At 59.5% G+C, this 23,798-nt stretch carries 25 protein-coding genes; 17 read left to right on the top strand and 8 right to left on the bottom strand.

Going from position 1 to position 23,798, the window contains the following annotated elements; translation table 11 throughout:
• Positions 1–95 precede the first annotated feature (95 nt).
• Positions 96–1,148, bottom strand: a complete 1,053-nt coding sequence (locus tag NYE85_RS12960) for an SDR family oxidoreductase (RefSeq protein ID WP_259005175.1) — start codon at positions 1,146–1,148, stop codon at positions 96–98.
• Between the two features lie 110 nt (positions 1,149–1,258).
• On the opposite strand from NYE85_RS12960, the gene NYE85_RS12955 reads away from it, so the two are divergent.
• Positions 1,259–2,191 carry a LysR family transcriptional regulator gene (locus tag NYE85_RS12955; protein ID WP_259005174.1) on the top strand — a complete coding sequence of 311 codons (933 nt, stop codon included), beginning with the start codon at positions 1,259–1,261 and terminating at the stop codon, positions 2,189–2,191.
• A gap of 3 nt (positions 2,192–2,194) precedes the next feature.
• Here the strand turns inward: NYE85_RS12955 and NYE85_RS12950 are convergent, their stop codons facing one another.
• From NYE85_RS12950 to NYE85_RS12940, 3 genes are all read right to left on the bottom strand, one after another.
• Positions 2,195–2,599, bottom strand: coding sequence for a YidB family protein (locus NYE85_RS12950; protein ID WP_259005173.1), 405 nt, complete (start codon positions 2,597–2,599; stop codon positions 2,195–2,197).
• A 101-nt stretch (positions 2,600–2,700) separates the two neighbouring features.
• Positions 2,701–2,949: a GlsB/YeaQ/YmgE family stress response membrane protein gene (locus NYE85_RS12945; RefSeq protein ID WP_004961263.1), complete on the bottom strand. Its 249-nt coding sequence runs from the start codon at positions 2,947–2,949 to the stop codon at positions 2,701–2,703.
• Positions 2,950–2,964: 15 nt separating this feature from the next.
• Positions 2,965–3,162, bottom strand: a complete 198-nt coding sequence (locus NYE85_RS12940) for a glycine zipper domain-containing protein (protein ID WP_259005172.1) — start codon at positions 3,160–3,162, stop codon at positions 2,965–2,967.
• 272 nt (positions 3,163–3,434) lie between these two features.
• Here NYE85_RS12940 and NYE85_RS12935 point away from each other — a divergent pair, with 272 nt between their 5' ends.
• Positions 3,435–4,355, top strand: a complete 921-nt coding sequence (locus NYE85_RS12935) for a Kdo(2)-lipid IV(A) acyltransferase (RefSeq protein WP_259005171.1) — start codon at positions 3,435–3,437, stop codon at positions 4,353–4,355.
• 6 nt (positions 4,356–4,361) lie between these two features.
• Here the strand turns inward: NYE85_RS12935 and NYE85_RS12930 are convergent, their stop codons facing one another.
• Both NYE85_RS12930 and NYE85_RS12925 read right to left on the bottom strand, forming a co-directional pair.
• Positions 4,362–5,264 (bottom strand): LysR family transcriptional regulator, encoded by a 903-nt coding sequence (locus NYE85_RS12930; RefSeq protein ID WP_259005170.1) that lies wholly within the window; start codon positions 5,262–5,264, stop codon positions 4,362–4,364.
• 55 nt (positions 5,265–5,319) lie between these two features.
• Positions 5,320–6,093 carry an SDR family oxidoreductase gene (locus NYE85_RS12925; RefSeq protein WP_259005169.1) on the bottom strand — a complete coding sequence of 258 codons (774 nt, stop codon included), beginning with the start codon at positions 6,091–6,093 and terminating at the stop codon, positions 5,320–5,322.
• A gap of 242 nt (positions 6,094–6,335) precedes the next feature.
• Here NYE85_RS12925 and yjdN point away from each other — a divergent pair, with 242 nt between their 5' ends.
• On the top strand, positions 6,336–6,755 hold the full coding sequence (gene yjdN / locus NYE85_RS12920; RefSeq protein WP_259005167.1) for a VOC family metalloprotein YjdN: 420 nt from the start codon (positions 6,336–6,338) through the stop codon (positions 6,753–6,755).
• Positions 6,756–6,910: 155 nt separating this feature from the next.
• Positions 6,911–8,455, top strand: a complete 1,545-nt coding sequence (locus NYE85_RS12915; RefSeq protein ID WP_259005166.1) for a GGDEF domain-containing protein — start codon at positions 6,911–6,913, stop codon at positions 8,453–8,455.
• Between the two features lie 129 nt (positions 8,456–8,584).
• Here NYE85_RS12915 and paaZ read toward each other — a convergent pair whose 3' ends face one another.
• On the bottom strand, positions 8,585–10,657 hold the full coding sequence (gene paaZ / locus NYE85_RS12910; RefSeq protein ID WP_259005165.1) for a phenylacetic acid degradation bifunctional protein PaaZ: 2,073 nt from the start codon (positions 10,655–10,657) through the stop codon (positions 8,585–8,587).
• Positions 10,658–10,974: 317 nt separating this feature from the next.
• Here paaZ and paaA point away from each other — a divergent pair, with 317 nt between their 5' ends.
• The 13 genes from paaA (at position 10,975) to paaY (ending at position 22,357) form a co-directional block, all read left to right on the top strand.
• Positions 10,975–11,910, top strand: coding sequence for a 1,2-phenylacetyl-CoA epoxidase subunit PaaA (gene paaA / locus NYE85_RS12905; RefSeq protein WP_259005164.1), 936 nt, complete (start codon positions 10,975–10,977; stop codon positions 11,908–11,910).
• Positions 11,911–11,933: 23 nt separating this feature from the next.
• Positions 11,934–12,221 (top strand): 1,2-phenylacetyl-CoA epoxidase subunit PaaB, encoded by a 288-nt coding sequence (paaB, locus tag NYE85_RS12900; protein ID WP_259005163.1) that lies wholly within the window; start codon positions 11,934–11,936, stop codon positions 12,219–12,221.
• An 8-nt stretch (positions 12,222–12,229) separates the two neighbouring features.
• Positions 12,230–12,988, top strand: coding sequence for a 1,2-phenylacetyl-CoA epoxidase subunit PaaC (gene paaC, locus NYE85_RS12895; RefSeq protein ID WP_259005162.1), 759 nt, complete (start codon positions 12,230–12,232; stop codon positions 12,986–12,988).
• Positions 12,989–12,996: 8 nt separating this feature from the next.
• Complete coding sequence (gene paaD, locus NYE85_RS12890; protein ID WP_309600867.1) at positions 12,997–13,494, top strand: 1,2-phenylacetyl-CoA epoxidase subunit PaaD; 498 nt, start codon at positions 12,997–12,999, stop codon at positions 13,492–13,494.
• Between the two features lie 70 nt (positions 13,495–13,564).
• On the top strand, positions 13,565–14,623 hold the full coding sequence (gene paaE, locus NYE85_RS12885; RefSeq protein WP_259005161.1) for a 1,2-phenylacetyl-CoA epoxidase subunit PaaE: 1,059 nt from the start codon (positions 13,565–13,567) through the stop codon (positions 14,621–14,623).
• Positions 14,624–14,632: 9 nt separating this feature from the next.
• Positions 14,633–15,406, top strand: coding sequence for a 2,3-dehydroadipyl-CoA hydratase PaaF (gene paaF / locus NYE85_RS12880; protein WP_259005160.1), 774 nt, complete (start codon positions 14,633–14,635; stop codon positions 15,404–15,406).
• 3 nt (positions 15,407–15,409) lie between these two features.
• On the top strand, positions 15,410–16,201 hold the full coding sequence (paaG, locus tag NYE85_RS12875; RefSeq protein ID WP_259005159.1) for a 2-(1,2-epoxy-1,2-dihydrophenyl)acetyl-CoA isomerase PaaG: 792 nt from the start codon (positions 15,410–15,412) through the stop codon (positions 16,199–16,201).
• 2 nt (positions 16,202–16,203) lie between these two features.
• Complete coding sequence (locus NYE85_RS12870; protein ID WP_259005158.1) at positions 16,204–17,739, top strand: 3-hydroxyacyl-CoA dehydrogenase; 1,536 nt, start codon at positions 16,204–16,206, stop codon at positions 17,737–17,739.
• Positions 17,736–18,176 (top strand): hydroxyphenylacetyl-CoA thioesterase PaaI, encoded by a 441-nt coding sequence (paaI, locus tag NYE85_RS12865; RefSeq protein ID WP_259005157.1) that lies wholly within the window; start codon positions 17,736–17,738, stop codon positions 18,174–18,176. The genes NYE85_RS12870 and paaI overlap by 4 nt, the downstream gene beginning before the upstream one ends.
• Positions 18,173–19,378: a 3-oxoadipyl-CoA thiolase gene (gene pcaF, locus NYE85_RS12860; protein WP_259005156.1), complete on the top strand. Its 1,206-nt coding sequence runs from the start codon at positions 18,173–18,175 to the stop codon at positions 19,376–19,378. The genes paaI and pcaF overlap by 4 nt, the downstream gene beginning before the upstream one ends.
• Positions 19,379–19,395: 17 nt before the next feature.
• Positions 19,396–20,703 carry a phenylacetate--CoA ligase PaaK gene (gene paaK / locus NYE85_RS12855; RefSeq protein WP_259005155.1) on the top strand — a complete coding sequence of 436 codons (1,308 nt, stop codon included), beginning with the start codon at positions 19,396–19,398 and terminating at the stop codon, positions 20,701–20,703.
• Between the two features lie 103 nt (positions 20,704–20,806).
• Positions 20,807–21,748, top strand: a complete 942-nt coding sequence (gene paaX, locus NYE85_RS12850) for a phenylacetic acid degradation operon negative regulatory protein PaaX (RefSeq protein ID WP_259005154.1) — start codon at positions 20,807–20,809, stop codon at positions 21,746–21,748.
• Positions 21,749–21,760: 12 nt separating this feature from the next.
• A complete protein-coding gene (gene paaY / locus NYE85_RS12845) occupies positions 21,761–22,357 on the top strand; it encodes a phenylacetic acid degradation protein PaaY (RefSeq protein ID WP_259005152.1) in 597 nt (198 codons plus the stop codon).
• Between the two features lie 21 nt (positions 22,358–22,378).
• On the opposite strand, the gene NYE85_RS12840 is transcribed toward paaY, so the two are convergent.
• Positions 22,379–23,794: an amino acid permease gene (locus tag NYE85_RS12840; RefSeq protein ID WP_259006317.1), complete on the bottom strand. Its 1,416-nt coding sequence runs from the start codon at positions 23,792–23,794 to the stop codon at positions 22,379–22,381.
• Positions 23,795–23,798 lie beyond the last annotated feature (4 nt).

Here is a 23,798-nt window from a genome sequence, read left to right as displayed (position 1 = left end):
GGTTCGGCGCAGAGCCAGTCCCCCTGCTCTGGCCGCCGCATGGCGTAGCGGCAGCCAAAGATTGCCATAAAACCCCCCCTGGCTGCCAGCGACCGTTATGGAATTATCTTACGGCGCCGAAATTCATCGAACAGCGCAAAGAACATACCGTCGGTTGCGACATATTGATGAAACCCCAGACGCCGTGCCTTGCTGCCATCGGCAAACATGTCGTAGTCCCAGGAAAACACGAAATCGGCAAACGGCCAGCTCGCCACCTGCCGATAATCCGTCTCGGCCAGTTGATGCTGACGCACCATGTCGCTCCACAGCTGGCCCTTGTCCGCCATCATCTGCGTTAACGGCATCGGCAACGGCGGCGCGACCGGCAGTGCAAAATAGTCGGCAATTTTCGGCCACATTTCGCTCCAGCGAAACAGATCGCCGTTATTGATATTAAACGCCTGGTTCGCCGCCTGCGGTTCGGTGGCCGCCCACAGCGTCGCCTCTGCCAGTAGCCCGGCGTCAGTCATTTCCAACAGGCTGTGATAGGCGCCCGGCTTGCCCGGAAAGCGCAGCGGCAGGTTCAGCGCTTTGCTGATCGAGGCATATACCGCGATCGACAGCGCCAGATTCATCGGATTGCCAAGGGAAAAGCCGCCCACTACGCTCGGGCGAATCGCCGACCACTGCCAGCGTTTGCCCTGCTGCCGCTGCTGCAGATAATATTGTTGATCGAGGTTAAACTCCGGCGGCATATGGCCGGCATCGCTTTCCCGCGCCGGGGTCTTAAACGGCCCCAGATGCGCGCCGTATACCTTGTAGCCCTGCATCAGGCTAACGTGCTGCAACCCTGCGGCACTAGGCTCCACCGCCTCCACCACGTTCTGCAACATTGCCAGATTCGGTGCCACCAGACTGGCCCAATCCGAGGCGTCCTGGTAAGCGGTATAAAAGATATGCGTCACCTGCGTCAACGGCTGCAAGGCCTGACGCGTCGCCTGCGCATCAAGTAAATCCACCGCCAGATAGCGCACGCCGGGACGCTCCTGTCCGCCACGACGCGAAACGCCGATCGCCTGCCAGCGCTGCTGTGCCAGATGTTCAATCAATTTGGCGCCGATAACGCCATTCGCGCCGATAACCAGTGCCAGCCGTTGGTTTTGCATAATGCTTCTCCGCCATCAAAGTGAAGCTAAAGCATGATTGATATAGAAAGCTTGCGGTAGAGGGGGAAAGGCACTAACACTTATAAGAAAATACTATCAATGGAAACCACATGGACAAACTGAACGCCATGTCCACCTTCGCGCGCGTGGTGGAACTCGGTAGCCTGTCAGCGGCGGCACGCAGCCTGCAACTGTCGCAACCGGCGGTCAGTCAGCAGATCGTCAGCCTGGAACAGCAGCTCGGTACGCTGCTGCTGTTTCGTACCACCCGTACGGTCACCCCGACCGAAGCCGGCCAGCGTTATTATCAACAGATCAAGCCGATTCTGGCTGCGGTGGTTGAAGCCGAAGACGCGCTGCACGGCCTCAGCCAACGGCTGCAGGGCAATCTGCGCGTGCATGCGCCAAGCGGTTTTGGTCAGGCGCATATCGCGCCGTTGGCGGCGGCGTTTCAACAGCTGCACGCGGCATTGCGCATTGAACTGCTGCTGGACGATCGGCTGGCAGACCTCAGCGCTGAGGGCATCGACGTTGCGATCCGCTTTGGCGAGCTGAACGCCCCGGGTACGGTGGCACGCCGCCTGGGCACCATGCAGCGTATTCTGGTCGCCTCGCCTGCCTATCTTGCCACATACGGCACGCCACAAACGCCGCAAGAACTCAGCCAGCATCCGCACGTTCGGTTCAGCGGCGCGGCCATTGGTGACACGCTGACGTTGATCGGTCCGCAGGGAGCGACGCTGATCCCGCTGCGTCCGGTGTTCCGTGCCAATAATTCCTTTGCCTTGCTGGCCGCCATCGAAGGGGGACTGGGTATCGGCGGTGCGCAACGACCGCTGATTGGTCGGCAAATGGCGCAGGGCAGCCTGGTGCGTGTACTGGAGGCCTACCATTATCCGCCGATGGCGCTGCATGCGGTCTACCCGGCGGCGCGTTTTATTCCGGCCAAAGTACGTGCCTGGGTCGATTATCTGGCACGATCGCTGGAGAACGTGGAAGGGATTGATGTTGGCAATGCCTCCGGCGATAAACCGGAGGCATAAGGCTTAGCTGAACAGTTTGCCTACGTAATTGGCCAGTTCGTCCTGCTTGACTTCACCATTTGGCGAGGCTTTGTCGGTCAGGGCCGGCAACAGTTGCGCAAGGGTGTCGGAAGCCTGGGTCTGATCAACCCCCAGCTTCTCCGCCAGTTGCGCGATCGCATCGCTGCCCAACGCCTGCTGTACGTGATCGCCGCTGATGGACTGGTTGTCACCGTTGCCGAGCCACGAGCCGACAATGTCGCCCAGCTGTCCCTGTTGCAGTTTATTCAGGATCGCCTGCAGGCCGCCCTGTTGCTCGACCCATTGCAGAATGGCGGCGATATCGATGCCGCCCTTACCGCCATTACCCAGCGCGCCGCCAAGAACATTGCCCAGCACGCCGCCTAATGCGCCATCTAATAATCCCATGGTATTTCCCCTTTTCCGATCGGCGATTGTCAGCACACGATCGTCACCTGTGTTTAAACGAAAAAGGGTCGCCGCAGCGACCCTCGTTGATCAGCACCTGATTAGCTTCTGATCTTTCTGTAGACAAAAAGCACCACCAAGGCACCGATTACAGCCACAACGAAGCTGCCCAGGTTAAAGCCATCGACGCGGCCCATACCGAACAGGGTACTGATCCAACCGCCGACAACCGCACCAATAACCCCGAGGATGACGGTCATGATAAAGCCGCCACCGTCCTTGCCCGGCATGATCCACTTAGCCAGGATACCGGCGATTAAACCAAAAATGATCCAGGAAATGATGCCCATTTGTACTCTCCCTATTTACTTTTTGCCTAAAAGAAAACCTATCACCAAGCCGACAACGGCTCCGGCGCCAACCCCAGCCCACGGGTTGTCCTTGATATAACTACAGGACTGATCGGCAGCGTCCTTCAGGCTGGCGCGCACTTCACACGCGCTACCCTTGGCGCTGTCGCGTACAGAGTCTACCCGATCCTTTACGTCATTTTTAGCAAACATTTCAGTTCCTTATATTACGCAGTCTGAAAAGTTCAGGTTAAGCCCTACCGGTTTATCTGCGCTAAAACGCATTTGCACTCTATTACTATAGACAAAAATCAGCGGTTTACCCATGCCAACCGGCTGATTTTCACCGCATTGGCTCCGGGGAAAACTCCGGCAACCAGCAAAGGCATAAAAGGGAAAAATCGCGAGCAAACGTTGGTTTATATTATGATTCAGCAAATCCCTTAGTGAGATAATTTTACCTAACGTCAGGAATTGAAAAACAAATGCGGTTAAGCCCTACTTTTGAGCGCTCGCTGTTGCGCCCACGATACTGGCTGCTTTGGATCGGACTCGGCATTCTCTATCTGCTGGTATTACTCCCTTACCCCCTCATTTACCGCCTTGGCCATGGGCTGGGCAGGATCGCCATGCATTTTATGCGCCGCAGGGTAAATATCGCTCGACGCAACCTGTCGCTGTGCTTCCCCGAAATGCCCGCAGCCGAGCGCGAAGCGCTGATCGTCAAAAACTTCGAGTCGGTTGGCATGGGGCTGTTCGAAGTCGGCATGGCGTGGTTCTGGCCTGACTGGCGTATCGCCCGCTGGTGCAGGGTGCGAGGAATGGAAAACATGCAGCAGGCACGGTCAGACGGCAAAGGCGTACTGCTGATTGGCCTGCATTTCCTGACGCTGGAGCTTGGCGCACGCATTTTCGGCATGCAAAACCCCGGCGTAGGCGTACACCGGCCGCATAACAATAAATTGATGGAATACGTGCAAACCTGGGGCCGGCTACGCTCCAATAAATACATGATCGATCGCAAAGATCTGAAAGGCATGATTCGCTGCCTGAAACAGGGCGAGATCGTCTGGTATGCGCCGGATCACGATTACGGCGCCAAAAGCAGCGTCTTTGTGCCATTCTTCGCGGTAAAACAGGCTGCCACTACCACCGGCACCTTACTGCTGGCGCGCGCTGGCCGCCCGGAAATCGTGCCGTTCGTGCCTCGCCGCCTGCCGCATGCCAAAGGGTATGAGTTGATCGTGCAACCCCCGCTGGACGGTATGCCATTGGACAATGAAATCGCCGCCGCAACCTATCTCAACAAGGTGGTGGAAGACCAGGTATTACTGGCACCAGACCAGTACATGTGGCTGCACCGTCGCTTCAAGACTCGGCCGCCGGGCGAAGCACCGCTATATTGATGGCCATCAAGCTTCACAAAACGGTGTAATCAAACCGCTGAACCAGTCGGCAAAAGCGCTAAAGCGCGCCGTACGCTGGCGGCGGTGCGGGTACAACAGCGAAATGCGCATCGCAGGCGCGCGCGCCTGCGGCAATACTTCTACCAGGCTGCCGTCATCCAGATAATGCTGAATATCAAAACGCGGGATCTGGATCAGCCCCATGCCGACCAGGCAACTGCCAATGTAGTTTTCCACATTGTTGACCGTGACCTTGCTGCGCAGCGTGTGTTCAACGGTTTCCCCATTGTGCCGCCACTGCCAGCTGTTGGCAGTCAGCAGGCTCGGTTGCGCATACCCCACCACCCAATGCTCCGCCAGTTGTTGGCTCTCCTGCGGCGTGCCGTGGCGTTGCAAATAGCCTGGGCTGGCGCAGTTGACCATGCTCAACTGCCCTAGCGTATGGCTTACCAGGCTGCTGTCGCTCAGACTGCCGACGCGCACCACGCAATCCATACCTTCCTGCACCAGATCGATCGCCCGATCGCTGGAACTGAGAAAAAGTTCGATATCAGGATACCGCTCAAAGAAATCCGGCAGAGCCGGCACGATGATTCGCCGCGCAATGCGGCTGGGCACGTCCACCGCCAGTCGCCCGCCGATCGGCGAGCCCGCAGACTGGAACAGATTGTCCAACGCCGCCACATCGTCAAGCAAGCTGCGGGCGCGCTCCAATAAGCGTTCACCGTCGCCGGTCAGTTGAACCCGGCGCGTCGTGCGGTGAAACAGCCGCGCGCCCATTTCGTTTTCCAACTGTTGAATGGCGGCTGAAACCGTGGTTTTCGGCATCAGCAACAGCTCCGATGCGCGAACAAAACTGCCAACATCGGCCACTTGAATAAATACCCGCAATCTCCCTATCTTATCCACTGCTGCCTCATGCTGATAAAACCGCTGCGACCGAGCGCCGCAGCGGGTAGGACCATTAACGGGTAGTATAGCCACCATTGGCAAACAGCGTCTGACCGGTGATCCACCAACCATCGGTGACCAGAAACTTGACGATCGGCGCAATGTCTTCGATATCGGTCAGGCCGGTTTTCGAGAACTTGCTCAGCGCGGCGGCGCTGCTGTGATAAGCCACCGCCTCTTTACTTTCCTGCCCATAGAAGAACGGCGTATCCATCGGCCCTGGCCCGATGGCATTCACGCTGATGCCACGTTCGCCAAACTCTTTCGACGCCGCACGGGTAAAGTGCTCCACCGGTGCCTTACTGCCCGGATACACCGCATAGAACGGCGTGTAGGCGGCCAACAGGGAACTGACGATAGTCACAATGCGGCCATTGTCTGCCAAATGCTTGCCCGCCTGCTGGATAAAGAAGAACGCCGCTTTGGCATTAACGTCAAAACTGCTGTCGTAATCCGCTTCGGTCACCTCGGCAATCGGCTTTTTAATCACCAGGCCAGCGGTATTGATGGCAATATCCACTTTGCCAAACGCCCGTACCGCCTCGGCAAACAGACGGGCCACGTTGTCCGGTTTAGACAAGTCGCCCTGCACGGTCATCGCCCTGGCCCCTGCGGCCTGCACCGCAGCCTGCGTCTCTTCTGCCGCTGCCCGGCTGGTGTCGCTGTTATAGTGTACTACCACCGCAGCGGCACCGCTTTGCGCCAGGTCTCGTGCCACCAGGCCGCCGAGGTTCTTCGCACCACCAGCGATTAATACCACTTTTCCGCTTAAAGATTGATTACCCATTGCAATAACTCCTTTTGTGAAGGTGTTGTCAGTATAGAAAGGGTTATCGAACAGATAATCTGCGCGAAACGGGATGCACTATCCCGGTTTTTCGTTCAATGCCGCTTGCGTGAGCAATCGCCCGGTATTCACGCTGAACCAGACTACACTGGTAGGTTACCTGCGGTAATTATCGCCGTTGGAAACTATTCTGCCAGCCCCTTGGCACCGTGGGTTGGCGAGCCACTAGCGAGGTCAACGTCATGCAGATTCAACCTTATCTTTTTTTTGATGGCAGTTGCGAACAGGCGATTGATTTTTATGTCCAGCAGTTGGGCGCAGAAGTGGAAATGATGATGCGTTACAAGGAGATGCCGGAGCAGGCCAAACAGGAAGGTGGACCAGAAATGGATCCGGAATCGATCATGCACGCCTGCCTGCGGATCGGCGACAGCCGTCTGATGGCGTCGGACGGCTGCCCGCAAGAAGGCGACGCCGCGGTGACGCACAAGGGCTATTCCCTGTCGCTAAACCCGAACGATGTCGAACAGGGCCGCGAACTGTTCCACAAACTGGCGCAGGACGGTAACATTACCATGCCATACCAACCTACGTTCTGGGCCAAGGGATTCGGCATGCTGACCGACAAGTTTGGCGTAAACTGGATGGTCAACGTCGAATAACGGCACGCAGTGCCGCGTAGCGCCGTGGCACTGCTTCTGACGACCCTGAGGCGATAATATTTCCAGGCTGGCGCTTCTTGGCACGGCAAAATCGTTTAACTGCGTTTAAGATTGTTGTTATCGGCCAGATATTTTGCGCTACACACAAGGATGACATGATACCAACGCCGCAATCACCCACGCCGGATCGGCATAAAAACTCACCGTTATTATTGCAAGCCGCCGTTTTCGTTATTATCGTCGCCGTTACGCTGATCGTGCTTAACGCCTGGCAGATATGGCATGCGCGGCAGATAGATCTGAAAACGGCGGAGAATACCTCTTCCAACCTGGCACGCTCCCTGGCACAACATGCCGATGACACCTTCAAGCAGGTAGATAACACTCTGCTTGAATTAACCGAGCGTCTCGACCACGACGGACGTGGCCCGGCCCAGCGGGCACGGCTGCACAAGGTGATGCAGGCGCAGGTTGAAAACGCCCCGCAGTTGCACGGCAGTTTTGTCTACGATGCGCAGGGGCGCTGGATCGCCACCTCGTTCGGCAATGTCCCCACCCAGGCCAATAACAGCGATCGTGCCTACTTCAGATATCATCAAACCCATGATGACAAACGCCCCTATATCGGCCAGGTGATTCGCAGCCGTACCACCGGTGATCTGGTGATCCCGATTTCGCGCCGTCTGGAAAACCCCGACGGCAGTTTTGGCGGCGTGGTCCTGGCAACGCTGTACGTCGACTACTTTCGCCAGTTTTATGACGACTTCGCGCTGGATAACGATGCCTCGCTCAGCCTGCTGTTGGCAGACGGCACCATTTTGTATCGCCGCCCCTATTCGCTGAACTCGATCGGCAAGAACATTTCCCAAGGCATCCTGTTCAGCCAAATCTTGCCGCATTCGTCCTTTGGCAACGCCACTCTTATCTCGCGCTATGACAAGGTGGAGCGCATTTACGGTTATTCCCGCGTAGAGCGTTATCCGCTGGTGATCGCCGCCGGGTTGTCGCGTAACGATGCGTTGGCAGGCTGGCGCAGCGACACCACGCTGTTTGTATTGGGCGGCCTGGTGCTATTAAGCGTGCTGCTGGTGTTGGGCCTGGTGCTGATTCGCCAAATCAATCACAGTGTGCAAACCGAAGCCGAGCTGGTGCGTACGCGTGACCAGCTCACCCTGATGAATCAGACGCTGGAGGAGATGGCGCTATTGGACAGTCTGACCGGGCTGGCCAACCGACGGCAGTTTGATATGGCGTTAACAAGCGAAATTACCCGTTCAGCGCGTAATGCGCGCAGCGTGGCGCTATTGATGCTGGATATAGATTACTTCAAGCAGTACAACGATATCTATGGTCACGTAGCCGGCGACCGCTGTCTACAGCAGTTGGGGCAGCTGCTGCAAAACCTGTCCAGGCGCACCGGCGATATCATGGCGCGTTATGGCGGGGAAGAGCTGGCGATTATCCTGCCTGACACCGACACTGCTGGCGCGCTGGCCGTTGCCGAACGCATACTGACACAGGTGCGGCAATTGCACATTCCCCACTCGGGCAGCCCGTTGGGAATGATAACCGTCAGTATCGGCCTGTGCGCCAAAGTGCCACAACGATACAGCGACACCCCCATTAGCCTGGTCAATCAGGCCGATGGCGCGTTGTACGAAGCAAAAGAGAACGGCAAAAACCGGGTATGCAGTGGCTGAAAGCAGCCGATATCGGTTAACACCGTTCCCCCTGCCGTTGTGCCAAACGGTAGTGCGTCACCTCACTGTGCCGGTTGAACCAGGCTGCCGGGTACTCAACGCAGCAACCGGCGTAGCGCCCTCAACGGCTCACTGCTCGGCTGCAATATCTCCCTGCTGGCGAGCCACCAGCGTCAGAATACTGTATAGCGCCACCGCCTGCTGGTGCTGGTTCAGCACCTGGACATCCCACACCACTACGCCGTGCGGGCGATCTTCGGCGCTTTTTTGCGGTTTGCGGATCTTCTTCTTGCAGGTCAGCCGCACCTGCAAGGTATCACCGATTTTCACCGGCTCGATGAAACGCAGGTTTTCCATCCCGTAGTTGGCAATCACCGGCCCGACGCCCGCATCGACAAACAGCCCGGCGGCGGCAGAAACCACAAAGTAGCCGTGCGCGACCCGCTCGCCGAACAGCGATTGCGCAGCGCCAATCTTGTCCATATGCGCATAGAAATGATCGCCGCTCAGGCAGGCAAAATTGACGATATCGGCTTCGGTCACCGTACGCCGCGCGGTCAACAGGCTCTCGCCAATCTGTAGCTGTTCAAAATATTTGCGGAACGGATGGAGCTGCTCCTCAACCACCTCGGCACCGCGCACCCACTCATTGCCAATCGCCGCCAGCATCGTTGGACTGCCCTGGATCGCGCTGCGTTGCATGTAGTGCTTAACCGCCCGCAGGCCCCCCAGTTCCTCCCCGCCGCCGGCACGCCCCGGGCCGCCGTGCAGCAACATTGGCAACGGCGAGCCGTGGCCGGTGGATTCCGCCGCCGCCGCGCTGTCGAGCACCAATATGCGACCATGCGCGCAGGCCGCCGCCCGAACGAAACGCCTGGCCAATGATGGATCGGCGGTAACCAGCGAACCGGCCAGACTGCCGCGCCCCAGCAACGCCAAATCAATCGCCTGCTCGGTGGTCTGGTACGGCATCAGGGTGGCCACCGGCCCGAACGCCTCGGTTTCGTGCACCGCGGTGTGGCTAAACGGCTCGGCGCAGTACAGCAGGGTCGGTGGGTAAAACGCCCCTTTACCGCTGTGGTTGCCCAGGGCCTCAACGCCCTGGATGGTGCCGCCGCACAGCGGTTCACAACCATTATGCAGCAGCAGATCCACTTTGTGCTGGACGTCATCGCGCTGCGCCAGATCGATCAACGCCCCCATTCGCACCTGTTCCAGACGCGGATCGCCCACCGTCACGCGTGACAAACGCTGCAACAGGGCCTGCCGTACCGCCGCTACCTGCGATACCGGCACCATAATACGCCGGATTGCGGTACATTTTTGCCCCGCCTTGCTGGTGATTTCACGACACACTTCTTTAATGAACAGGTCGAACTCAGGCATTTCCGGCGTGACGTCCTCCCCCAGCACACAACAGTTGAGCGAGTCCGCCTCCATAGTGAAGGCAATGGATTTCTCCAGCAAACGCGGATGCGAGCGCAGCCGTTGGCCAGTTTGTGCCGAGCCGGTAAAGGTAACCACGTCCTGATAGTCCAGATGGGCAAACATGTCACCGATGCCACCGCAGATCAGCTGTAAGGCGCCTTCCGGCAACAGGCCGCTGTCAATCATCAGCTTGACCATCGCCTGCGTCACCTGCGCGCTGGCGGTCGCGGGTTTGATAATGGCCGGCATCCCGGCCAGCCAGGTTGGCGCCAATTTTTCCAGCATGCCCCAACAGGGGAAATTGAAGGCGTTGATGTGCAGTGCAACGCCAGGACGCGACGTAAGCACGTGGCGCGCGGCAAACTGCCCCTGTTTCGACAGCGGGATCGGTTCATCCTCCGGCCACAGAGTATCGTCAGGCAGTTCGCGGCCAGCCAGCCCGGCGTATGAAAACAGCGTGGCGATGCCGCCTTCGATGTCGACCCAGCTGTCGTTGCGCGTCGCTCCGGTCTGATAAGCGATGTCATACAGCGTTTCTTTATGGGCCAACAGATGCTTTGCCAGCGCTTTCATCATTTGGGCGCGCTGCTGGAAGGTCATGCGCGCCAGCGCCGCCCCGCCTTTTTGTCGCGCATAGTCCAGACTGTCAGCCAGTGGTAAGCCGTCCGAGCACACCTGATACAAGGGTTCGCCGGTCACGGCATCGGCGATCTGGCGCATTTTTCCCTGTCCGAACAGCCACTGGCCGGTAAGGTAACTGGTTAACTGCTGCATCTGCCTCTCCTGATTTCACAAAATCACACCAACAAGGATAATTACGTATCATATATTTGCCAGTCAACGCCAAGGCTATATTTAACAAAAAGCAAACAAACCCAGCGTAAAGCTTCGATTACAGTAGTCTGTCATTTAAATAACCACTTAAAAATACAATTAAAACAACCAGTTAACACCATCCCGTGTGATGCTCATCGCAAAACAACAATAATCACGTTTGATATTTATGTTATCAACTTGTAGCTTTATGGTTACTATAAATGATTCATATTTTCTATTTCTATCGATATAAACGAACCATATTGAGGTTTGGCATGGCAACAGAAGCCCAACATGAAGCGCTGTTCGACGACAAGATCGCGGCAGATATTTCCATCGAAGCGAAAGACTGGATGCCGGATGCCTACCGCCAGAACCTGATCCGTCAGATAGGTCAGCACGCCCATTCGGAAGTTATCGGCATGCTGCCGGAAGCCAACTGGCTGACGCGCGCCCCCACCCTGCGGCGCAAGGCGGTGTTGCTGGCAAAGGTGCAAGATGAAGCCGGTCACGGTCTGTACCTGTACAGCGCGGCTGAAACCCTCGGCTGTTCACGCCAGGACATCTACCAGAAGATGCTGGATGGCAAGATGAAGTATTCGTCGATTTTCAATTATCCCACCCTCAACTGGGCTGACGTCGGCGTCATCGGCTGGCTGGTGGATGGCGCAGCCATCGTCAATCAGGTGGCACTGTGCCGCGCCTCCTATGGCCCCTACGCCCGGGCAATGGTGAAGATTTGCAAAGAGGAAAGTTTTCACCAGCGGCAGGGTTACGAAGCGGTGATGGCGCTGGCCAACGGCAGCGCGGCGCAAAGGGCCATGTTGCAGGATGCCATCAACCGTTTCTGGTGGCCGGTACTGATGATGTTTGGCCCGAGCGATAGCGACTCACCGCACAGTGCGCAAAGCATGGCCTGGAAGATCAAGCGCCACAGCAACGACGAGCTACGCCAAAAATTTGTCGACAACACCGTTCCACAACTGGAAGCGTTGGGCATGAGCGCGCCAGATACCGATCTGCGCTGGGATGAAGCCAGCGGTCACTACCGCTTTGGCGACATCGACTGGAACGAACTGTTTCAGGTGATCAAGGGCCAGGGCCAATGCAACCACGAACGCCTTGCTGCCAAGCGTCACGCCTGGCAACAGGGCGATTGGGTGCGCGAAGGCGCAATGGCCCACGCGGCAAAAGGCAATCAGGCAGCATGACGCCCCTGGATGAGGAGATCCCGATGACCCACGCTGAATGGCCGTTATACGAAGTGTTTATTCGCAGCAAACAAGGTCTGGCGCACCGCCACGTCGGCAGTCTGCACGCCGCCGATGACCAGATGGCGTTGGAAAACGCCCGCGACGCCTATACCCGCCGCAACGAAGGCTGTTCGATCTGGGTGGTACGCTCCAGCCATCTGATCGCCTCGCAGCCGGAGGATCGCGCGGCGTTTTTCGATCCGTCAGATGACAAGATCTACCGGCACCCGACGTTCTATACCATTCCCGACGGCATCAAGAACATGTGAGGCTCTCCATGACGCAACGCGATCCACGCATTACCTACATTTTGCGCCAGGGCGATACGCCGCTGATTCTGGCACAGCGTCTGTGCGCCTGGTGCGGCCATGCGCCAGAACTGGAGATCGATCTGGCATTGGCCAATGTGGGGCTCGATCTGCTCGGGCAGGCGCGCAACCTCCTCGGTTATGCCGCCGAGTTACTGGGGCCGCCGCACAGTGAAGACACGCTGGCGTTCGGCCGCGACGAACGTGAATTTCATAACCTGCTGCTGGCGGAACAGCCGAACGGCGGCTTTAACGACACGCTGGTGCGCCAGTTCCTGCTGGATGCCTATCACCTGCTGCTGCATCGCCAACTGAGCCGCAGTCGCGACGCACGATTGGCGGCAATCGGCGCAAAATCGTTGAAAGAAGCGGAATACCATCTGCGCTTTAGCCGTGGCTGGATGATCCGCCTGGGCGATGGCAGTGAAACCAGCCATCAGAAGCTCCAGCAGTCGCTGGACGCGCTGTGGCGCTTCACCGCCGAACTGTTCCACGCCGATGACACCGAAATCGAACTGGCCGAACGGGGTATTGCCGTCGATCCGCGCCAGTTGCAGCAACCGTGGCAGGCGCTGGTCAGCGAGACGCTGCAACAGGCTACGCTAACGCTGCCGCAGCAACCGGCCTTTCGTCTCGGCGGCAAACAGGGGCAGCACACCGAGCACCTTGGTTTCATGCTGGCGGAAATGCAATTTCTGCAACGCGCCTATCCAAACTGCCGCTGGTAGACAGGCCGATGAACATGAATCGTTTGCAACCCGCCGAAATTCCGCAAATCTGGCACTGCCTGCAACAGATCAGCGACCCGGAGTTGCCGGTGCTGTCGATTACCGATCTGGGCATGGTGCGCAGCGTGGAAGCCGAAGGTACCGGTTGGCGCATCACCTTTACGCCAACCTATTCCGGCTGCCCGGCGACCGAATTTCTGCTCGAAACCATTGAACGCCAACTGACAGAGGCCGGTTTCAGCCCGGTGAAGGTTGAGGTACGCCTCGATCCCGCCTGGACCACCGACTGGATGAACGCCGAAGCGCGCGACAGACTGCGGGCATACGGCGTAGCGCCGCCGCAGGGTCACAGCTGCGACCGACCACTCAGCCACGGCCCGGTGCCCTGCCCGCGCTGCGGCAGTGAACACACCGAAAAAATCAGCGAGTTCGGTTCGACCGCCTGCAAAGCGCTGTATCGCTGCCGCGCCTGTCGCGAACCGTTCGATTATTTCAAATGCATTTAAAGACCTCCCGCAATGCGTCGTCAGCCAGGCTGGCGGCGGAAAATATCGCAGGACAGGAGCGCAGAACACCATGACGACCTTTTATCGCCTGAACGTCGCAGCCATTGAGCGTGAAACGCCGGATGCCGTGGCCATCACCCTGCGCGTACCCGACAAACTCAAGGGTCTCTACCGCTACACCCCCGGTCAGCACCTGACGCTCAAGGCGCAGGTGAATGGCGAAGAACTGCGCCGTTGCTATTCAATCTGCAGCGCGCCGCAGGAGGGCCTGCTGCAAATCGGCGTCAAGGCCGTGGAACAGGGGCGCTTTTCCTCTTTCGTTACGCAGAGTCTGAAGGTCGGCGATGCGCTGGACGTCATGGTGCCGCAGGGGCGCTTTGGCTACCAGCCGCAGGCCGAACGGCATGGTAATTATCTGGCCATCGCCGCCGGTTCGGGCATCACGCCGATGCTGTCGATCATCAAAGCCACGCTGCAACTCGAACCGCACAGTCGATTTACTCTGCTGTACGGCAACCGCAGCAGCCGTTCGGTGATGTTCAGGGAAGCGCTGTCCGATCTGAAAAACCGCTATCCGCAACGCTTCCAGCCGCTGTACCTGTTCAGTCAGGAAAGCCAGGACAGCCCGTTGCTCAGCGGTCGCATCGACGCCGAACGCCTGATGGCGCTGGGCGACAGGCTGCTCGATTACCTCGACTACCACCACGCCTTCATCTGCGGACCGCAGGCGATGATGGACGACGCCCACCGGGTACTGGAGCAGGCCGGCCTGCCCGCTGACCGTATTCACAGTGAGCGATTCAACACCAGCGGCCGTAGCGTGCGCCCGCAACACGATGCCAGCTGCGATGCCACGCGGGTGGAGATCCTGCTCGATGGCCGCCGGTTAAACATCGACGTCACGGCGCAGGATGACAGCATCCTCGACGCCGCGCTGCGCCAGGGTGCGGATCTGCCGTACGCCTGCAAGGGTGGCGTGTGCGCTACCTGTAAATGCAGGCTGACGTCCGGCGAAGTGGAAATGGGCGTCAACTACAGTCTGGAAGCGGATCAACTTGCCGCTGGCTATGTGCTCAGTTGCCAGTCGTGGCCAAAGGGCGACGGCGTGGTGCTGGATTTCGACGTATAGGAGCCATTGATGGATACCCCCTGGATACAGCGCCACCAACGCCAGCGCGTGGTCACCCTGACCTTGCAGCGTCCGCAAGCCCGTAACGCGCTCAGCACCCCGTGTCTGGAACAGCTGGCCTATCTGCTGGAACAGGCCGATGCCGACGCCGAGGTAGGCGCGGTGGTGATTGGTGGTTCGGCGCGTTACTTCGCCGCCGGTGCCGATTTACACGAGCTGCAACAGCAAGACCTGCCGGCCGCACTGGCCGATCGCCGCCCGCTGCTGTGGCAACGTCTCGCCCAGTTCAGCAAGCCACTGCTGGCGGCGGTCAACGGTTACGCGCTCGGCGCCGGCTGTGAGCTGGCGCTGGCCTGCGACATCATTATCTGCGGCGAGAGTGCCCGCTTCGGCCTGCCGGAAATCACCCTCGGCCTGATGCCGGGTGCCGGCGGCACCCAGCGCCTGATTCGCTGCGTCGGCAAATCTCGCGCCAGCCAGATGGTACTGAGCGGCGAAGCCATCGATTCCCGGCTGGCGCTGCAAAGCGGGCTGGTAAGCGAAGTCTGCGTCGACGCACTGACGCTGGAGCGCGCTCAGCAGATCGCCACCCGCATCAGTCTGCAAGCGCCGCTGGCGTTACGCGCCGCCAAACAGGCGTTGAAACAGGCGGAAGAAACCGGCCTGAGCGCCGGGTTGGCCATTGAACGTCAGCAGTTCGTTACGCTGGCGGCCACGGAAGATCGTCACGAAGGCATCGCCGCCTTCTTTGAAAAACGTACTCCGCACTACAAGGGGCGCTGATTTATGGATAACGCACTGATTTTAAGCCAGCTCGACGCCGGGGTGTTGACCATTACCCTGAACCGCGCGGAGCGGCTGAACAGCTTCAATGATGAAATGCACCATCAACTGGCAGAAGCGCTGACCGTCGCCGAGCGCGATGATACGGTGCGCTGCGTAGTGATTACCGGCGCCGGCCGCGGTTTCTGCGCCGGGCAGGATCTGAACGATCGCACGGTGACCGCCGATCGGCAGGCGCCGGATCTCGGCCTGTCGGTCGAGCGCTTTTATAACCCGCTGATCCGCCGGCTGACCACGTTGCCCAAGCCGGTGATCTGTGGCGTCAACGGCGTAGCGGCCGGTGCCGGCGCTGCACTGGCGATGGCCTGTGACATCGTGATCGCCGCCGACAACGCCAGTTTTATCCAGTCATTCTGCAAACTGGGACTGGTGCCGGATTCCGGCGGTAGCTGGTTCCTGCCACGACTGGCCGGCCATGCGCGCGCCATGGGCATGGCTCTGCTGGGCGACAGGATTGACGCGCGCCAGGCGCTGGAATGGGGCTTGATCTGGCAGGTGGTAGACGGCGCACAGTTGGCCGAACGCACGCAAGCGCTGGCGCGGCATCTGGCAAGCCAGCCGACCTATGGGCTGGGCCTGATCAAAAAGGCCATATACAGTGCAGCGACCAATACGCTCGATCAGCAGCTCGACCTGGAGCGCGATCTGCAACGCCTTGGCGGCCGTAGCGACGACTATCGCGAAGGCGTCAGCGCCTTTTTCGCCAAACGTCCACCTTCGTTCAGCGGGAAATAAACATGAACGCTCCCCTGCTTCACCGGCCACTGGCAGTAATTGGCGCCGGTACCATGGGCATTGGTATCGCCCAACTGGCCGCCTCCGCCGGGCATCCGGTCAAACTGTTTGATATTGCCCAGCCCGCAGCGGTGCGGGCGCTGGAGACGTTAGGCCAACGCCTGCGCCGCCGAGTGGAGGCCGGCAAGGCGCAACGCACCGACAGTGAACGGCTGCTGGCCAATATCAGCATTGCCACCTCGCTCGACCAACTGGCCGACTGCGGGTTGGTGATCGAAGCGGTGGCGGAACAGCTGGAGATCAAGCAAAGCCTGTTCCGCGATCTGGAAACGATCTGCACCCACGACACGCTGTTTGCCAGTAATACCTCCTCGTTGTCCATCACCGCCATCGCCAGCGTGCTACGCCATCCGCAGCGCATGGCCGGCATGCATTTCTTCAACCCGGCGCCGCTGATGAAGCTGGTGGAAATCGTCGCCGGTCTGGAGACCGATGCCACTACCCTGCGCCGGCTCGACACGTTGGCGCGACACTGGGGCAAACAGCCGGTGCAGTGTCGCTCGACGCCGGGGTTTATCGTCAATCGCGTCGCCCGACCGTTCTACGCCGAAACGCTGCGGGCATTAGAGGAGCAGATTGCCGGCGTGGCGACGCTGGACGCTGCCATGCGTGACGCCGGTGGCTTTGCCATGGGGCCGTTGCAACTCACCGATCTGATTGGCCAGGACGTCAACTTTGCCGTTACCCAATCGGTATTTCAGGCGTTCTTTCATGACGGCCGCTTCAGCCCTTCGCTGCTGCAACAGGAGCGGGTCAGCGCCGGACATCTGGGACGTAAAAGCGGGCGCGGTTTTTATCGCTACGATGATGAAAGTCTCAATCCGGCAGCACGATATGCCGAGCCGGTAGGCGCCGCGTCGCTACCCCGGGTAACGCTGCATGGCGACTGGTCGTCGCTGCCGGAGCTGGCTGCCCTGCTGCAGGAAAATGCGGACGCGGTCAAACAACCCGGCCAGACCAGCCCGTTTGCTACGGTTGATGAAGTTACATTTATGTTAACAAATGGTAAAACTGCGGGCCAGATGGCAGAACGGCTCGGCACGCCGGTGGTGCTGTTCGATCTGTCCGCCAATTACCGGCACGCGCCGACTTTCACCCTGGCCAGCGCGCCACAGAACCGTCCGCAGGACAACGCCAAAGTGATTCACCTGCTGCAAACGCTGGGCAAGCGTGTTATCGACCTACCGGATTATCCTGGACTACTGGTGATGCGCACCGTCGCAATGCTGGCCAACGAGGCGCTTGACGTGGTGAACAAGGGTGTAGCCAGCGCCGCCGATACCGACAACGCCATGCTGTTCGGTGTCAACTACCCGCGCGGACCGCTGGCCTGGGGTGCCGCGCTCGGCTGGCCGCAGATACTGGCGACGCTGGAAAACCTGCACCGTTTCTATCTTGAGCCACGCTACCGGCCAATGCCGTTGCTTCGCCACCTTGCCACTCAACACGCCGCTCTGCCGTCAGGAGAAAGCCAATGAACGCCATGACTCCCCGCGATCTGGCACAACGCTGTGCCGAACACATGTACCAACAGGATACCTGCGCGCAAGCGATGGGCATGACGCTAGACGCCGTTGATTGCGGCTTTGCCCAGGTCAGTATGGTGGTCGGCCCACAGATGCTCAACGGCCATCAGACCTGTCACGGTGGTCAGCTGTTCAGCCTGGCCGATACCGCATTTGCCTACGCCTGCAATAGCCAGGGGCTGGCGGCGGTCGCCGCCGGTTGCAGCATTGACTTTATCCGCCCGGCGCTGGCCGGTGACCGGCTGACCGCCTGCGCCGAAGTGCGCCATCAAGGCCAAACCGGCGGCCTGTACGACGTGCAGATCGTCAACCAGCGGGGCAAAACCGTCGCCTGGTTCCGCGGTCGCGCACATCGCCTTGGCCATCGCATTCTGGAGGAACAATCATGAGTCAGGCGTTTATCTGTGATGGCGTGCGCACGCCGATTGGCCGCTACGGCGGCGCGTTGGCGACGGTACGCGCCGACGATCTGGCCGCGCTGCCGCTGCGCGCCTTGATGGAGCGTTACCCCCGGTTGGACTGGGCGCGGGTTGACGACGTGATCCTCGGCTGCGCCAATCAGGCCGGCGAAGACAACCGCAATCTGGCGCGCATGGCGGCACTGCTGGCCGGATTGCCACAAAGCGTTTCCGGTACCACCGTCAACCGCCTGTGCGGCTCCGGGCTGGATGCGCTGGCAATGGCGGCACGCAGTATCAAATCCGGCGAAGCCGGACTGGTGATGGCCGGCGGCGCCGAATCGATGACCCGTGCGCCGCTGGTGATGGGCAAGGCCGACAGCGCCTTCAGCCGCCAGGCGCAGCTGTATGACACCACGCTCGGCTGGCGTTTCGTCAACCCGTTGATGCAGCAGCGGTTCGGCACCGACTCCATGCCGGAAACCGCCGAAAACGTCGCGGCGCAGTTCTCCATCAGCCGCGCCGATCAGGATGCCTTTGCGTTGCGTAGCCAGCAGCGCACCGCTCGCGCGCAGGCCGCCGGCATACTGGCCCAGCAAATCGTACCGGTGAGCATCAGCGACAAAAAAGGCGCGCTAAGCCTTTTTGACCAGGACCAGCACCCACGCGCAGACACCACTCTGGTGCAGCTGCAGGCGCTGAAAACACCGTTTCGCCAGCCTGGCAGCGTGACCGCCGGCAACGCCTCTGGCCTTAACGACGGCGCGGCGGCACTGCTGGTAGCCTCCGAGGCGATGGCCATACAGCAGGGGCTGACGCCGCGCGCGCGCATTGTCGCCACCGCCACCTGCGGCGTCGAACCACGCCTGATGGGTATCGGTCCGCTGCCGGCGACGCGCAAGGTCTTGGAAATCGCCGGGCTGAGCCTGGCGCAAATGGACGTAATTGAACTCAACGAAGCGTTCGCCGCTCAGGCCCTGGCGGTACTGCGCCAGCTCGGCCTGCCGGACGACGCCGAGCAGGTAAACCCCAACGGCGGCGCCATCGCCCTCGGTCATCCGTTGGGCATGAGCGGCGCGCGTCTGGCGCTGGCCGCGATGTTTGAACTGGAACGGCGAGCCGGTCGCTACGCGTTGTGCACCATGTGCATCGGCGTAGGCCAGGGCATCGCCATGATTATTGAGCGTGTCTAAAGATTGAGGCAACAACAATGACAATCAATCCCCAGCCCCTGGACGCGATCGAGTTCGCCTCGCGCGATGAGATCGAAGCGCTGCAGCTGCAACGTCTGAAGTGGACCCTGCAGCACGCCTATGAAAACGTGCCAATGTATCGACGCAAGTTCGATCAGGCCGGCGTCCACCCGAACGATCTGCAACAGCTTGGCGATATTGCACTGTTCCCCTACACCACCAAACAGGATCTGCGCGACAATTATCCGTTCGATACCTTTGCGGTGCCGATGGAACAGATAGTTCGCATTCACGCTTCCTCGGGCACCACCGGCCGGCCAACGGTGGTCGGCTACACCCAGCGCGACATCGACAACTGGGCTGATATCGTCGCTCGCAGCCTACGGGCCGCGGGCGCCACGGCACGGGACAAGGTGCACGTCGCCTACGGCTACGGGCTGTTTACCGGCGGCCTGGGGGCGCATTATGGCGCCGAACGGCTGGGCGCCACGGTGATCCCGATGTCCGGCGGTCAGACCGAAAAACAGGCGCAGTTGATCCTGGATTTCAAACCCGACGTAATCATGGTTACGCCGTCCTATTGCCTGACGCTGATTGACGAGCTGGAACGCAAACTGGGCGGCGACGCGCGGGGGTGTTCGCTGCGCATCGGCATCTTCGGCGCCGAACCCTGGACCGAATCACTGCGCCATGAAATTGAAAACCGGCTGGGGATCAAAGCGCTGGATATCTACGGCCTGTCGGAGGTGATGGGGCCCGGTGTGGCAATGGAATGTGCGGAAAGCGGCGGCGGACCGACCATTTGGGAAGATCACTTCCTGCCGGAAATCATCGATCCGGATAATGGCAACTGCCTGCCAGACGGCCAGCACGGCGAACTGGTGTTCACCACCCTGAGCAAAGAGGCGTTGCCGGTGATCCGCTATCGTACCCGCGATCTTACCCGCCTGATGCCGGGTGATGCCCGCCAGATGCGGCGCATGGGCAAAATTACCGGCCGCTCGGATGACATGCTGATTATTCGCGGCGTGAACGTGTTCCCGTCACAGGTGGAAGAACAGATTATGCAGTTCGAACATCTATCGCCGCATTACCAGCTGCAGGTGAGCCGCGCCGGGCACCTTGATACGCTGGCGGTGCGCGTCGAGCTGAAGGAGACGGCGCTCAGCCTGAGCCATCAGCAACGCTGCGATATCTGCCATCAGCTGCGCCACCACATCAAGTCGATTATCGGCGTCAGCACCGATGTCAGCATCGCCAACTGCGGGGATATCCCGCGTTCGGAAGGCAAAGCCCAACGGGTGGTCGATCTGCGACCACGCTGACAGGCCGCTTCCCCTTGCCGCCGTGGTGGCAAGGGGAAGCGGTTGCCGCGGCCCGGCTTTATGCTAATGTTGTGCTTCACCGTTGGCTAACCCGTGGGAAAATATGGAACATAAACTGGATGAATTTATCCATCAGGCTCTCGACGCCCAACCCATCAGCGGCACCTCACTGATCATTTCATTATATGGTGATGCACTCAGCCACCGTGGCGGCGAACTGTGGCTCGGCAGTCTGAGCGCACTGCTGGAATCGCTGGGTTTTGGCGATCGTTTCGTACGCACCTCGGTGTTCCGTCTGCAAAAAGAGGGCTGGCTGGATGTGGAAAAGATTGGCCGACGCAGCTATTACCGCGTTACCGATCAGGGTATGCGCCAGTTTCGCCACGCCGAATCAAAGATATACCTTAGCGAACAGCCCGAATGGGACGGAAAATGGGAACTGCTGTTGTTGGAAACGGCAGATAAAAGCGAACGCGCACGGCTGCGCAAGGAACTGGGCTGGCTGGGTTTTGGCCAGATTGCCAACAACCTGATGGCCGCGCCGACCCACGCGCAAACCGACGTCCCGGCGCTGCTTGGCGAGCTGAACGCCAGCGAACGGGTGATTTACTTCCGCGCCGATTATCCCTATGACCGTTCGGCGCACCAGCTGCGCCAACTGGTGGCCGACTGCTGGTCGCTGGATGCGGTGGCGGGCCATTATCATGAGTTTATCGTCTCTTTCCGGCCGCTGATGGCGCTGTTGCGCGACGCCGACGATAGCGTGCTGACACCGCAGCGATGCTTTCAGATTAAGCTATTATTGATTCATTTCTTCCGTCGCGTGGTGCTGAAAGACCCGCTGTTGCCCGATGCATTACTGCCAACCCAGTGGGAAGGCCAGATCGCCCGCAACCTGTGCATCAATATTTATCAGCGCGTCGACCGTGCCGCCACCGACTATGTCAGCGCACTGGCGGAAACTACCATCGGTGCCCTGCCGGCCCCCGGCGCAGGTTATTACCGTCGCTTTGGCGGCTTGCCGCGCGATAACGTTACGCTTTAAGGAGCTTTAGCCATGCCTGTGTATCAAATTGACGGTTTGACGCCGGTCGTCGATCCCAGCAGTTATGTTCACCCTACAGCGGTGCTGATTGGCGACGTGATCGTCGGCAAAAACGTCTATATCGGCCCGAATGCCAGCCTGCGCGGCGATTTTGGCCGTATCGTGGTGCACGACGGTGCCAATATTCAGGACAACTGCGTAATGCATGGCTTTCCGCAACAGGATACGGTGGTGGAACAGGACGGCCATATTGGCCACGGCGCTATTCTGCACGGTTGCCGCGTCGGCCGTAACGCCATGGTCGGCATGAATGCGGTAGTGATGGACGGCGCGATCGTGGGTGAAAACACCATCGTCGGCGCCTGCTCCTTTATCAAGGCCGCCGCAGACATCGCCGCCAATAAACTGGTGGTGGGCAGCCCGGCGCGCGTAGTGCGCGAGTTGACCGAACAAGAGCTAGGCTGGAAGCGCACCGGTACGCGGGAGTATCAGGATCTGGTCGGCCGCTGCAAGCGCTCTTTGCGCGAAGTAGCCCCGCTCAGTGAAGAAGAGCCGGGCCGCCAACGCCTGACCTTCGGCGACGCGCTGGTGCCGAAGAGCCAATTGTAATCCGCGCGCTGACCGGTTCCGCTATGGCGTACCGTTAGCGTCACGCGAGACCTCGGGCGACGCCGCCGGCAGCGGCGCCTGACGCGCGTAGCAGACGTAGGCCGCAATCAGCAGCAGCGTGAACGGGATGCCAAACCACAGCGTCATGTGGAAGAAGTCGGTAAACGCCGTGGAAACCATCAGCGCGGTCATCAACCCGGCCCCGGCCAATGTAGTATACGGAAAGCCCCACATGCGGAACTTCAGGTGCGTTTGCCGATGGCGGCGGCGGAAAAACAGGTGGGTGACAAAAATCATCAGCCAGGTAAAGCAGGCACCGTACACCGAGATCGACATCATGGCGGCGAAGGACTTTTCCGGGTAAGCCACGCTCAACACGATTGACACCACGATGCCAATGCATGACATCGCCAGCGCATTGACCGGAATCCCGCGCTTGCTGACCCGCCCGAGCGCCGCCGGAGCCTGCCCGGCACGAGACAGCGAAAACATCATGCGAGTGGTGATATACAGTTGGCTGTTCATCGCTGACAGCGCGGCTATCAGCACGATAAAGTTGAAAATACCGCCGGCCGCCGGCAGGTGTATCACGTTCATCGCCACCAGGAACGGGCTCTCCGAGGTGCCCGACTGTCGCCACGGTACGATCGCCAGCATCAGGGCGATAGACAGCATGTAAAAGATAAACAGCCGCAGAATGGTGCCCTTGAACGCCGATTTTACCGCGACTACCGGGTTGCGGGCTTCGCCGGCGGCAACGGCGATCATCTCGATGCTCAGATAGCTGAAAATTGAAACGATAACCGCAAACCACATGCCGGTAAGGCCAAACGGGAAGAAGCCGCCCCCGGCGGTAAAATTGCGCAGGCCAAAGGTAGGGTTGGCGGAAAACGCCAGAATGCCGATGCCAATCACGATGAAGGCGGCGATCGCCAGCACCTTGATGGTCGACAGAGCGTATTCGACCTGACCGAACCACTTCACGCCGATAACGTTAATCACGACCACCGCAGCGGAAAACAGCAGCACCCACGGCCAGACCGGCGTGGCTGGGAACCAGAACTGCATATACATCCCGATGGCGGTGACTTCGGTGCCGACCGCCAGCACCACGCACGACCAGTACGAATAGCGCACGAGAAATCCGCACATCGGGCTGAGATAAAATTCGGCATAATCGCCGAACGAACCGGGCGTTGGGTGTTCGGAGGTCATTTCTGCCAGGCAGCCCATCAGCAGCAACGCGATGACACCGCCAATAAAATAGCTCAACAGCACGCTCGGCCCTGCCATCTGGATGGCGTAGGCGCTGCCGAGGAACAGCCCGGTACCGATCGCACCGCCAATCGCCAGCATGGTCATTTGCGCGGCGGTAAGCTGCTGCTTCAAACCGCCCTGCCGCTGGGCAATGGCATCAAAACGTTTCTGGTCTTTCATCATG

It is taken from the genome of Serratia sp. AKBS12, assembly GCF_024793895.1.
Classification (GTDB): domain Bacteria; phylum Pseudomonadota; class Gammaproteobacteria; order Enterobacterales; family Enterobacteriaceae; genus Serratia_F.
Note: the sequence above shows the minus strand (reverse complement) of the source record. Positions and strands in the feature narration are given on the sequence as shown.